Source organism: Acinetobacter lwoffii (assembly GCF_024129715.1).
GTDB classification, from domain to species: Bacteria; Pseudomonadota; Gammaproteobacteria; order Pseudomonadales; family Moraxellaceae; genus Acinetobacter; species Acinetobacter lwoffii_U.
Genome location: NZ_JAMXXM010000002.1, coordinates 275,647 through 288,731, shown reverse-complemented (window position 1 = coordinate 288,731; position 13,085 = coordinate 275,647). Strand labels below are relative to the sequence as shown.

The window sequence follows — 13,085 nt, the reverse complement described above, 5'->3', positions numbered from 1 at the left end:
TTTCCTAAATGCACAGGTTTGTGCAAGATCTTAGTGATCTTGTACATCAATCAAATGATCAAGTTTTTTCTGGAAATAATTCCCCTGAATAAAGCGGGCATCCACGTTCCAGGCATTCGCGAACAGTGTCATATCATTTAATTCACGGATCAGAATATTGAGTGGCTTGATTTCATTGTAGCTGGTAATTTTTTCCTGTAGTTGCTCAATCTCGGTATCTTTATTGAGCATATTGGTTAAGTTTGAATGTAAGCTGACACCATCCAGTTCAAGTTCGCGCAGTAAATTTTGACTGTACATGGATTGACCAAAATCACGCAGTGCAATCAGTGCGCCATGTTCATACAGCACGCGTAGATATTTTTGTGCATCTTGCTGATTCAGTAAAATATCTTCTTCTGAGAATTGCAAGATTAGCGGATGCTTCACTTTACTGCGAATAATCGTAATCAGCTTGGAAATAAATTCCGGGAAGGTGCGGTCTTTAAATAGTACGGCACGGTTCAAATTGACAATTAAGCTTGCATCAGGATACTGGGTAATAAAGTTGTGTAGCTGTTTACTGGCTTCAACCAGAATCCAGCGATCCAGTTTAATGGACAGTTCATCATCTTCATGAAGTTCTAAAAGGCTAGAGATATCCTGCCATTTATTCTCAAAAATAAAGCCACTGGTCACTTCATAGGTATATAAACGCGTATCTTCTTTATCATAGAGTTGCTGATACTTTAAATGGATCTCGCCACGTTCTAGACATTCACTTAAGGCTTTCAAAATAGAAGGTGTAGCGTTAGGAATAGAGGTGACTGCTGGACTGACAGCTGCAACTGTTGAGCTGGTAACTGGTGTTTCAGCAACACTGAAGTCTATACTCGGCATATCTAAAGAGCTTGGACTGCTCAGTGAGGCTGGAATGTCGAGTTTAAATTCAGGTACAGCTTCTGCTTGAGGTAAAGATGTCGAGAATGCTTGTCCAATCAGCGTATTGCAGTGCATTTCATCCTGTAAACCCTGTTCAAGCGTGACATAGCCTAAGCGCAAATTTAGAGGGAATGACTTTTGTCCCACTGTAATGAGTTGCGGTTTGCTTAAGGCATTTAAACTGATCAGTTTGGATTCAAGAATTGCTTTAGAGTCTGCCTGGAACAGACCGACAACGACATCATATTCCAGTTTAAACAGGGGAATATGGGTCTGTTCCTTGAGGAATTCTTTGACTGCATCAAAGTACCCATTAAAAGTGGCCCAGTCAGATTGTAGAACTTCCGGGTCATATGCACTTAAAGAGAAAGTGACTAAGGCATTCACCGGTGCAGACTGCTTGTTCAGTTCACGTTTAAGTGACTGAAAAACACTTGGTTTTCCAGGAGTTTTCTCGGAAAAAACCGTTTGAGATTGAGTATCAATGCTAATTTGTACTGCATCTTCTTCAGCAGTTGAAGGCAAGAATTCCAGTTTTAATGGGTTAGATGCGGACACATGCGGATTCAGAGACTGAATCTCGACTCGACCTAAATCAAATTGACCCTGAGAGATCTTTTTGAAACGGGTTTTAAAATCATTCAAATCTGAAGGCTGGAGCAGATCTAGTAAAGGTAGACCAATGATCTCATCTTCATTTTGCAAGCCAAACAGTTTCAGGTAGTCCGCATTGACCTGAATGTGAATCCCTTCCTGAATGATGGCAACAGCACGGTTGCTGTCGTCTACTAAAGATTGTGCCTGAATTTGTGCTGTTTCCAGCTCAGTCATTAAATGTTGCTGAGATTGTGACAAACGGCTAAATGACAATGCTCGGACCAGTCCCACATAAAAGCGTTCCAAGTAGTCGAAGTTGAGAATGTCATATACCCCTTTACGGATATATTGCGCATACTGTTCAGCCTGATAATCATCCGGTTTAAGCAAAATCATCGGAAGGTCAGGTTGCAGCGAAAGACGCACGATCCCTAAGGCCTGTTCGTATTTCAGATCGTAGGCACGCCCAAAAATAATCAGATCCCAGTTGAAATTTAATTGTTTTTCAAAAGACTGCAGATCATCCAGCAGCACAGCATCGACCTGATAATCATGACTGGTCAGAAGATCACGGATTTGGTTATATCTAATTTGATTATCATCAATAATCAGTAAACGTGTTTCAGTACGTTTTAACTTTTTAGACAATAATGGATTTCTCACTTCAATGCTTCCCATAAATCATGATTTCTGCTTTCATTCATGTGCTGATCGATAAAGTTTTCGATCATCTCTTCTTCCTGATCATTGAGTAATTCATAATCAAAACGGATGAAACTCTGCGTAATCAGTTGTGCTTTGGTCAGATAGATTTTGATTTCTTCCTGACCGAGACGTAAATGAATGGTTTGTTTTTCCCTAAACATCTGTGAACCAGAGACAATCAGGCTGGTCGAGACCTGATCCAGTTGCGTCATTTTCACCAACAGGGCAGGCTGATAGTTGACATGATGACGTTCGGTACGGGTATAAGCTGCACAAGGAAAGAGCTCTTGTGCCAAAATTTCCAGCCCGATTTCTAGGCTCTTATCCGTTGACTGCTTGATCCAGCGAATCACACCGCCACGCCACTGACTCTGGGTTTTTTCCTGAACCAGAATGAATTCACCGGTTTTCAGGTTAGCCGGGGTAATACCAGTCCATTTAATCCGGTAACCATTGACACTGATATCCAGAACTTCAGCGCTATGGATCTGTTTGGTTTCTCGATCGAGCGCCTTGATGCTGCTAAAACTACTTGGAATGGCGTTTTCCATCGAGCTGACAAAACTGCTTTCGCTCTGGAAATTATAATTGGCCTCGAGTTCCAGGGTTTCGTTGAAGTTTTTACCTTTAGATAGGTAAAAATGCGCCACACTCAAGCCAAAGCAGATATTGATCTGGGCTGAATATTCATAACGTTCATGACGACGCTCGACATTGTTTGAGAGCAGATTGTAGATATGAAAATGCAATGCAGGGGTCAGGAACAGTTTTTCATTCCGAGACAGATACTGGGCATTTTTGCTTTGAGTCCCCGTTAAATGATCCATCAGGTTCTGGGTAGAAATATAGAAGCTTGGCTGAAACTGTGGCTCTTGATGGGTATTAAAGATCGGCGGATGATCTTTGCTGGCATCGACTACATAACGGGACAGCGTGGTTTCCTTCGGCAGGATCTGTACCAGTTTGGCCCAGTCAAAACTGCATAGATACAGGCCCTGAATTTCTGCAGGCCGGATCTGATGAGTATTGAAGATATCCAGTAAAATCAGCTGTGCATAGGCATGTGCAATATTTTGGATTTCATGCTGGGTGCCTAATACCTGATTGATATTACTTTGATAGAAATTGTTGTCTATGGCACATTCAAGCAGTTGATGGGCAGCTAGCCATTGTCTCAGACCTGGCGTGCTATATAGCATATGCTGTTGATATAACAGAAGGGTGAGTTGCTGTAGTGCATAATAAATCGATACCATCCGGGCAGTTTGAATGCTCTTCTTTTTGCCTAGAGAAAATAGCGAAAACTTCTGATGGGTCAGCTGATGATTACAGCGTTTGACGATATCGATATAAATTTTGGCAAAATGACTGCGCAGCAGCATAGCCAGCTCAATAATCTGGTCATTCCGGTCGGAAGTGATCAGGCCCTGATTGACGAAATGCTTTTCCAGACTGGTCAGGACATTTTCAAGGGTAGGATGCAAGACCTGAATCAGGTCAAAGCGCAGGGTTTCTGTACATTTCAGCTCAGAAACTTCCAATAAGGCATTAAACAGGGATTTGGATGAATTCCCTAGTTGTAGAATCGAAATCCCCGCAACCCATTCCTGCAAAGCCTTGGCAGTGGTTGGACAAAAGCTCAACTGCTCTCGTTTAAGTTCCGTCGGTGTCTGAAAAATGTCTGAAGTATGCGTGCTCATCTTTATTATTTAACTCAAAAATGTTGAAACCCCAAAAAGCGGTGTCTTATTCTTCTCGCCCGCTATTTCTCGAACCAGTTTAGGAACCAAATACCCCGGCAGGTTCGCTAAAACTTCTGTATAAATTTCATTAATATGGTCAGGCGCTAAATCAAAATGATGCGCACCTTTTACTTTATCAAGTACATGTAAATAATAAGGCATGACCCCGGCATCAAACAAGCGATAGCTTAAATCTACTAAAACCTGAGCAGAATCATTCACCCCGTTTAATAAAACCGCCTGATTCAGAACGGTGATCTGCTGTTGAACCAGTTGGTTTAAACGCTTGCAAGTGAAGTCATCCAGCTCCGATGCATGGTTTGAGTGTACCACCAGAATAATACGTAGCCTACTGTTTTTTAACATGCTAAGTAGCTCTTCGTCGACTCGGTTGGGGATCACAATAGGAACTCGTGAATGTATTCTTAAGAATTTGAGATGTGGTACTGATTCTAGTCGTTCAATCCAGGTTTTTAATTTCCGGTTCGATAAGGTTAGTGGATCACCGCCACTCAGAATCACTTCATTAATATCAGGCTGGCTTTCCAGATATTGCTTGATATTTATCCAGTCTTCATTTTTAGGCAGATTTTCCTGATAGGGGAAATGCCGGCGGAAACAATAACGGCAATGTACAGCACAGGCACCAGTCAGTGTCAGCAAGAAACGGGATTTATATTTGTGCAGTACGCCGGGTTGCTGATTGGCCTGTTCTTCGCCCAAGGGGTCGGTAACAAATCCTGGATGTTCTTCCAGTTCAAGATGATGGGGCAGCACTTGTAAAAGCAATGGGTCTAAAGGGTTTCCGGTCTGCATTTTGCCCACAAAAGCACGTGGTACGCGCAGTTTAAACTGTTCAGAAGCTAAAATGGCGCCTGAGAGAAGCTGTTCAGGTGCGAGTTGCAGCACTTCAAGCAGTTCGCGTGGATCAGTGATCAGGTCGCTGAGCTGTGATTGCCAGTTTTGTTCTTGATATAAATAGTTCGTCATGCCGGAAGATTAACAATAATAAGTGAGAGGACAAAGCCTGATGGGCACAGTTTAACAGTTTGTGCGGAAGCGCAATAATCCACTGCGCTATAAAATAAAGAGTGATTAAGCTATGCTGATCTTCGTGCTCGCCTGATGGTATTTTAACGTTGAGCAAGACATGAATAAACAAAGGATTTTCATGTCTGATTGTAACTTAAACAGCCTGAGTGGGTGAAAGCGGATTTTTTCATTGCGGCAAAGTGTATTGCTCATTTAGAATACGCAACATCAAATGAATGTGCATGTGGCAACTCAATGTTCGTGTCAGACTTGCTAAATGACATCGCAACAGCCCATAGCATCAATAGATTAAAGTTAGTAAGTTTGGAGTGCGCCAGTCATGGCCTATTATTCTACGAATGATTTCAAGTCAGGCCTTAAGGTTATGCTTGATGGCAACCCATGTTCAATCATGGAAAACGAATACGTAAAACCAGGTAAAGGCCAAGCTTTTAACCGCGTAAAATTACGTAACCTTAAATCAGGTAAAGTTCTGGAAAAAACTTTCAAATCAGGCGAGAACCTAGAAGCGGCTGATATCGTTGAAGTAGAAATGGAATACTTGTACAACGATGGCGAAATGTGGAACTTCATGGATCCTGTTACCTTTGAACAGATCGCAGCTGATAAAACAGCAATGAGCGATGCTGCAAAATGGTTAAAAGACGATTCAAATGAAAAATGTACCATCATGTTGTTCAATGGCGTGCCTTTAAACGTGACTCCACCGAACTTCGTAGTACTTAAAATCGTTGAAACTGATCCAGGTGTTCGTGGTGATACTTCTGGCGGTGGCGGTAAGCCAGCGAAACTTGAAACAGGTGCTGTAGTACGTGTTCCATTATTCGTACAGCAAGAAGAAAGCGTTCGTGTAGATACCCGTACTGGTGACTATTTAGAACGTGCATAATGGTTTGAAAATAGACTATTATCGAGAGGGATGATTTAAATCATCCCTTTTTTTATGCCAAAGTCTTAGAGGAAAAGCAAAAGAACAGGCGTAAAGTCGCAAGGGAAAACAGCAGTACCTCGAACAACAACAATCACGCTGATTTGTATGCATCACAATATGAGGGATTGAATGGAAACTTTACAAAAGAAGTCGACGCTGACTTCGAAAATGATTTGGCTTTTGGTAGCCATTGTGGGTGCAGTCTCCTTTGGAGTTCTGGCACTGAGTCGGGGTGAGCATGTCAATGCAGTCTGGCTGGTACTTGCCGCCGCCTGTGTCTATAGCATTGCTTACCGTTTTTACAGTTTGTTTATCGCCACTAAAGTATTTGAGCTGAATGAACGCCGTTTAACGCCTGCGCATCGTCTGGCCGATGGTCTGGACTATGTGCCGACCAATAGAAGCGTTCTGTTTGGCCATCACTTTGCAGCGATTGCCGGTGCAGGTCCGCTGGTGGGTCCGATCCTGGCAGCTCAGATGGGTTATCTGCCGGGCACGATCTGGCTACTGGTCGGTGTGGTACTGGCAGGTGCGGTACAAGACTTTCTGGTACTGTTTATTTCCACCCGTCGTGACGGTCGTTCACTCGGTGAGATGGCCAAGCAGGAACTCGGAACCTTTGCCGGTATTATCGTGATGCTCGGTGCCTTAGGCGTGATGATCATCATTCTGGCGGTATTGGCACTGGTGGTGGTGAAAGCCCTGACCAACAGCCCGTGGGGTGTATTCAGCATTGCAGCCACCATCCCGATTGCGATTTTTATGGGCATCTATATGCGTTTTATCCGTCCGGGTAAAATTGCTGAAGTCTCGATTATTGGTTTTGTCTTGATGATGCTGGGCATTATCTATGGTGAAAACATCGCACAACATCCATATTGGGGTCCGTTCTTTACGCTTTCTGGCACTGAGCTGACTTGGGCATTGATCATTTATGGTTTTATTGCTTCGGTACTGCCAGTTTGGCTATTGCTTGCACCACGTGATTATCTGTCGACCTTCCTGAAAATTGGTGTGATTGCAGGTTTGGCTGTTGGTATCCTGTTTGCCATGCCTGAAATGAAGTTGCCAGCGATTACCAAATTCGTTGATGGTACTGGCCCTGTATTCGCAGGTTCTATGTTCCCATTCCTATTTATTACTATTGCCTGTGGTGCGATTTCCGGTTTCCATGCCTTGGTATCTTCGGGGACGACACCGAAACTGGTCAACAACGAACGTGATATCCGTATGATCGGTTATGGCGGCATGTTGATGGAATCTTTTGTGGCGATCATGGCCTTGATCTGTGCGGCAATTCTGGATCCAGGAATTTATTTTGCGATTAACTCACCAGCAGCCTTGCTTGGTACTACTGCAGAAAGCGCAGCAGAAGCAGTGCGAACCCTTGGTTTTGTGGTAACGCCTGAAGCCTTGACTTTACTGGCACAGGAAGTCGGTGAAAACTCGATTCTGTCACGTACTGGTGGTGCGCCTACCTTTGCAATCGGTATGGCACATATCATCACGGAAATCTTTAATAGTCGTGAAATGATGGCGTTCTGGTATCACTTTGCGATTCTGTTTGAAGCATTATTCATCCTGACTGCTGTAGATGCGGGTACGCGTGCCTGTCGTTTCATGGTACAGGATACTGTCGGTATCGTAATTCCAGCGGTGAAACAGTCGCATAACTTCTTCGGAAACCTGTTGGGTACTGCGGTTGCAGTGGCAGGCTGGGGCTTCTTTGTGTATCAGGGCGTAGTCGATCCACTCGGCGGGATTAACAGTTTATGGCCGCTGTTTGGTATTGGTAACCAGATTCTGGCTGCAATGGCATTGATTCTTGGTACGGTTATTTTGTTCAAGATGAAGAAGCAGAAATATGTCTGGGTCACGATTATCCCGACAGTGTTCCTGTTCATTACTTCTATGACAGCAGGCTGGCAGAAGATTTTCCACGAAAATCCAAAGATTGGTTTCCTTGCGCAGGCTGATCGTTTCAACACGGCGATTGCCAATAATGAAATCCTGGCACCAGCGAAAACTGTGGCAGAAATGCAGACGGTAGCGATGTCGAACCAGATTAATGCTGCGCTCTGTGCTTTCTTTATGATTGTGGCCTTTGTGATGCTGTTTGCTGCAATTCGCGTGATCCGTCGTGCCTTGGCAAATCCTGAGCCATCTGTACATGAAGCAGAAGCGATTTATCGCGATCCTGAAGAGATTCAGCCAGCGAAAGGTCATTAAGGGAAATATTATGAATCTGAAGTTTGCCAAAAGCGGGAAAACGATGATTTATAAAATCATCAAAATGACCGTGATGTCACAAAAGGATTTAATCCTGAATCCGAAAAACTGGTCGCGGATTGCGACCTTGTGGCAACGTTTGCAGCAAAGTTTCCGTCTGATGGTCGGTGTACCTGATTACCAGACCTATGTGGAGCATATGCGCAAGCATCATCCCGATCTGGAAGCCATGGACCCGAAAACATTTTATCGTCACTGTGTGGATTCCCGTTATCCATCTGCGGGCGGTGATATGAAGAAGTGTCCGTGTTAATCATTAATTCATAGCAAGCGCCTTTCGGGGCGCTTTTTTTTATCGTTAAAAATTAATATGAGGAATAGACGATCGCGTTAAATCTGAGGTCATTGATTGAGCTAGCGTAGAAAAGTTTTATTATAAAAATCCATGAAATCGCTTAAGTCTCTATACCTTTTAAGTATGATTCTTTTCAAATAGATGGATGAGCTCAGATTGGTATTTTGAGATTTGAGCGAAAAGAAAAATGATCTCTATTTGTGTCGATCATTTTATTTGTTTTCTGCGCTTCTTACTTCTTTTCAACCTGATCATTTTGACTCTTCTATTATTTAAATCCTCGCCATTTTCTAATCAGTATTTTTATTCAGTTACACAGACAGATGATTGATCTTTTGGGAAAATTTAAATTTCAGTGTATGTTAATCTTAAGCCATGTTTTATTAAGGAAATTATTGTGATCTGGGGCATGAAACAAAAGGAAAATAACGACATTGCACACATCAATACTGTGCTTGAACAAAAAATTGCAAGTTATGCACCCAAGATCCAGCGTTTTTTTGAAGAAGTTAATGCCATTGTGTTGGATAAGCAGGCCCAGACCACACTGGCACTCTGTTGTTTGATTGCAGGCGGACATGTCTTATTTGAAGATTTACCCGGATTGGGTAAAACTACATTAGCCAGCAGTCTGGCACATCTGGCTGGGTTAAAGTTCCAGCGGATCCAATTTACCAATGACATGCTGGCCAGTGATGTCATCGGCATTAATATGTTTAACCAGAAAGAACATCAGTTCGAGTTTAAACAAGGCCCGATTTTTACCCAGATTTTACTGGCAGATGAAATTAACCGTTGTAGTCCTAAAACCCAAAGTGCCTTACTCGAAGCCATGGAAGAGGGCTATGCCACCATTGATGGCGTACGCTATGCCTTGCCGAAACCGTTCTGGGTGATTGCCACACAAAACCCGCTGTTCCAAAGTGGAACCTATGCTTTGCCGGAATCCCAACTGGACCGTTTCCTGATGCGTTTGTCTTTAGGTTATCCATCGCGCCATGCAGAAAAACTGTTATTACAGCAGGAATCCCGTTTTGCCCTGATTGCCAGTCTGGCACATATTTTTACTGAAGATGAAATTCTAGATCTGCAAAATCTGACGCATCAGATATTTATCAGTGAAGCGATTCAGGAATATTTGCTCGATCTCGCAGAAAAAACTCGTAAAAGCCGTCATGGACTTTCTACGCGTGGCCTTCTGGCCTTAAAGCGTGCAGCACAAGCGCATGCCCTGATTCAACAACGCGCTTTTGTCACACCGGATGATGTGCAGGCGGTATTTGTCGCGGTGACTTCGCATCGTCTGGGTTTGAGTGAAGCTGAAACGTTTAATGTGATGCAACAGGTTGCGGTCAGCTAAAGGAGTCCTCTCTTGGATAAAACCTGGCAAAAATGGCTGGCCAAACGCTTTCAATTTTCTCAGCAGAAACAGCTCTCGCAGAAAGATGTGCTGGTATTTATTTATCAGCAGGGCTATCTGTATCTAGTGTTGATCTTCATCACCTTTGTGGCGGGGGTGAACTATGCCAATAACCTGATTTTAGGTTTCTGCTTTTTAATCAGTGCGGTGCTGTGTATCAGTTTTTATCTGACTTTTAAGCAATTGCATGACCTGAAAATTGAATTGATCGCAGATGATGTGGGGCAGGTCGGTCATAGCCTGAATTTGCATCTTTATTTTCAACAACAGCAACTTCGTCCCCGCTATTTGTATATCAAAGCAGGGAATCAGCTAGCGAAAGTTTATCTGAATGCACAAAAACAGCAATTTATTCTGCCATTTTATGCAGAGCAACGTGGCAAGTTTGATTACCCGGCGATTCAGATTTATTCGGTTTATCCCTTTGGTCTGGTTCGAGCCTGGACCTATCTTTGTCATCAGCATTCGGCCTGGGTCGCGCCTAAAGCTGAAGTTTTTAGCACAGAAAATAAATATCACTTTAACCGTTTTGAACCGGATATGGATGAGTTCCGTGAATTGCGCAATTACCAGTCAGGTGATTCCTTGCAGGCGGTGTCCTGGAAGCAGTTTGCGCGTGGACAAGGCCTGTATGTCAAAGTCTTTGAGCAATATGAGGATGAACACAGTATCGAGATTCATTATGCACATATGCCGAGTCAGTCACATGAAGAAAAACTTGAATTTGTGATGGGTCTGGTCGAGCAGTGCGAGCAGCAGCAATGTGCGTATAGTCTGCATTTGCCACAGGCCGAATTGCCTCAGGGCGCAGGTGAAGAACAACTGCGGAAAGCCAAACAATTGTTGGCGCAGGCCTAAGGCGGGTAAATTCATGATCAATGCAAAAATCCGTACCTCGATTGTGCTGACTTTGGGCCTGATTCTCATCGCCCAGATGGCATTTATTCCGGTTCTACTCAGTATTATTTTTGCGATTAGTATTGTATGTATCTGGATTTTCCTGAAACGTCAGCAGCCATTTCCCAAAACGGGCACTTTTCTACTGACGGCTTTGGCACTCGGCAGTATTTATTTGAGCCATCATAGTTTTATTGGTGTTGAGGCTGGGGTAGCAGTTTTATCTACTTTTTTATTTGCTAAATCACTGGAAAGTAAAAATAAACGTGACCTGATTATTCTGTTTAATTTTGCCCTGTTTGTCGCTGCCAGTTCATTCCTATATAGCCAATCTTTTGGGATGGCGATCGTGATTGTGCTGTGTTTAATCAGCTGTTTGATTGGCCTGTACCGGATTCAGACCAGTGAGTTTGAACAGGAGCAGACCACTCAGCGCGCAGCATTGCAACAGGATGCCAAGCATGTGGGCAAGTTTATCTTGTACGCTGTTCCATTTTTTATCTTGCTGTTTATTTTCTTTCCGCGCTTGCCGCCACTTTGGCATATTCCCATTCCTGAAAATAAGGGCGTGACCGGCATTGGCGATAGTATGTCACCTGGGGATATTGCTGAATTATCCCAATCTAGTGCCCTTGCTTTCCGGATTATTGGTGATGTCAGCAAGCTTCCGCCGCGCTCAGAACTCTATTGGCGCGCCTTGGTGCTAGATGAATATGATGGGCAACGCTGGACCAGCAGTTTCGTCAATCAGCAGCCTTTAATGCGACAACCGATGGATACCTCACCCGTACCTACAGGCTGGAACTACCAATATCTGGCTACGGATCCTTCGGTGTTCTGGATCATGGGTTTGGAAAAATCGATACCTGTGGAACGCCGTTATTATAACCGTCAGGATTGGAGCATTGTGCCGAGACGGCTCACGCAACGTGTTGAACCAATTTCGTTACAATGGATCGGAACAGAATATGACCCTCAGGCTTTGCCAACGCAATATATCGAGCGAACGAATACTCAGGTGCAGCGCCGACTTGACCCGCGAGCGCAACAATTAGCACAACGTCTCTATACGCAAAGTGCGGAAGATCCTCGGCGTTATGTACAGAAAGTCTTGAACTGGTATCGGCAGAATAACTTTGTTTATACCCTGAAGCCGGGTCAATTGGGGCAAAACCGGATTGATGAGTTCCTGTTTAATTCCCGGCAAGGCTTTTGTGAACACTATGCTTCGAGTTTCGTGATGCTGATGCGTTATGTCGGGATTCCTGCACGGGTGGTCACAGGTTATCAAGGGGGGGAGCTGGCCCCGGATCGGATGAGCTGGGAGGTCCGACAGCTCGATGCCCATGCCTGGACAGAGGTTTGGATTGATCAGAAATGGCAACGCTTTGATCCAACCGCAATGATCGCTCCACAGCGTATAGATGATGGCATGCAAAATCTGCTTTCTCAGGATGCATGGGGATCGGCAAATCAGTCGACCTGGAACTCGCAGCATAATCTATGGATCACCAAACTACGCGTTTGGAGCGATTATGCCAGCTACCAATGGCAAAGTAAGGTGGTGGGTTATAATGCAGAATCACAACAGAGCTGGTTATCAAAATTAGGACTCGGTTCAGTTTATTCGAGTGTCATAATTTTACTGGGCAGTATTGCACTATTGATTTTGGCCTATGTGTTCAGAATTTATCTGAAAGCCCGACAGGCTCAATCTCCATTTGATCGTGCGATTCAACAACTGAATCAATCTTTAGCTGACGATCTCAAAAAACAGCCCGCTGAAACTTTTCATCACTGGATGCAGCGTTTATCTCAACAGGTTCAGATTGAAAACCAGACTGCCTTTATTCAAGCTATACAGGTTTTTGAAAAAAATCTTTATTCGGGAACCCCAATAACTGAACAAGAATTGAAAAAATTCAAGGATTTGCTTAAAACTTGTGCGGACGTTTTAAAAACTAAATGAAAAGGCTTGTTTTCGGTCGGAAAAATTTATAATATGCCAAGCATTCTAGGTGTATAGCTCAGTTGGTTAGAGCGCTACGTTGACATCGTAGAGGTCTCCAGTTCGAGTCTGGATATACCTACCAAGATTCTAAAAGCTCATTCTAAGAATGGGCTTTTTTATTGCTTTATTTTGATGTAATAATTTTTTATATCATTCATATTTCAGCTCGCCTTGAACTACAAATCAAATCTAAAAAATATCAGATCAAGCTCTTAAGTATTTAA

9 protein-coding genes and 1 tRNA gene are annotated in these 13,085 nt (G+C 43.5%); 7 read left to right on the top strand and 3 right to left on the bottom strand.

From position 1 onward, the window contains the following. Nucleotides 1-30 precede the first annotated feature (30 nt). The 3 genes from NI462_RS03145 to epmB are packed head-to-tail and all read right to left on the bottom strand — an operon-like array spanning nucleotide 31 to nucleotide 4,955. Nucleotides 31-2,196, bottom strand: coding sequence for an EAL domain-containing protein (locus tag NI462_RS03145; protein ID WP_253159042.1), 2,166 nt, complete (start codon nucleotides 2,194-2,196; stop codon nucleotides 31-33). Then, nucleotides 2,178-3,923 (bottom strand): cyclic-di-GMP receptor FimW-related protein, encoded by a 1,746-nt coding sequence (locus NI462_RS03140; RefSeq protein ID WP_253159040.1) that lies wholly within the window; start codon nucleotides 3,921-3,923, stop codon nucleotides 2,178-2,180. Before NI462_RS03140 ends, NI462_RS03145 begins: the two co-directional genes overlap by 19 nt. Before the next feature lie 9 nt (nucleotides 3,924-3,932). Then, complete coding sequence (epmB, locus tag NI462_RS03135) at nucleotides 3,933-4,955, bottom strand: EF-P beta-lysylation protein EpmB (RefSeq protein ID WP_005251335.1); 1,023 nt, start codon at nucleotides 4,953-4,955, stop codon at nucleotides 3,933-3,935. A 382-nt stretch (nucleotides 4,956-5,337) separates the two neighbouring features. Between epmB and efp the strand changes: the two genes are divergently transcribed. The 7 genes from efp to NI462_RS03100 all read left to right on the top strand — a co-directional run bounded on the left by efp (nucleotide 5,338) and on the right by NI462_RS03100 (nucleotide 12,943). After that, on the top strand, nucleotides 5,338-5,907 hold the full coding sequence (efp, locus tag NI462_RS03130) for an elongation factor P (protein WP_004279747.1): 570 nt from the start codon (nucleotides 5,338-5,340) through the stop codon (nucleotides 5,905-5,907). Between the two features lie 171 nt (nucleotides 5,908-6,078). Then, the gene (locus tag NI462_RS03125) at nucleotides 6,079-8,178 is read left to right on the top strand and encodes a carbon starvation CstA family protein (protein ID WP_253159038.1); all 2,100 of its coding nucleotides are present in this window, start codon (nucleotides 6,079-6,081) and stop codon (nucleotides 8,176-8,178) included. Nucleotides 8,179-8,185: 7 nt separating this feature from the next. Beyond that, nucleotides 8,186-8,491 (top strand): YbdD/YjiX family protein, encoded by a 306-nt coding sequence (locus NI462_RS03120; RefSeq protein WP_171054308.1) that lies wholly within the window; start codon nucleotides 8,186-8,188, stop codon nucleotides 8,489-8,491. A gap of 439 nt (nucleotides 8,492-8,930) precedes the next feature. Beyond that, nucleotides 8,931-9,893, top strand: coding sequence for an AAA family ATPase (locus tag NI462_RS03115; protein WP_253159036.1), 963 nt, complete (start codon nucleotides 8,931-8,933; stop codon nucleotides 9,891-9,893). Between the two features lie 12 nt (nucleotides 9,894-9,905). After that, nucleotides 9,906-10,811, top strand: coding sequence for a DUF58 domain-containing protein (locus NI462_RS03110; RefSeq protein WP_253159034.1), 906 nt, complete (start codon nucleotides 9,906-9,908; stop codon nucleotides 10,809-10,811). 13 nt (nucleotides 10,812-10,824) lie between these two features. Further along, entirely contained in the window at nucleotides 10,825-12,819 is a 1,995-nt protein-coding gene (locus tag NI462_RS03105) for a transglutaminase TgpA family protein (protein WP_253159033.1), read from the top strand. Nucleotides 12,820-12,866: 47 nt separating this feature from the next. Then, nucleotides 12,867-12,943 (top strand) — tRNA-Val (locus NI462_RS03100). Nucleotides 12,944-13,085 lie beyond the last annotated feature (142 nt).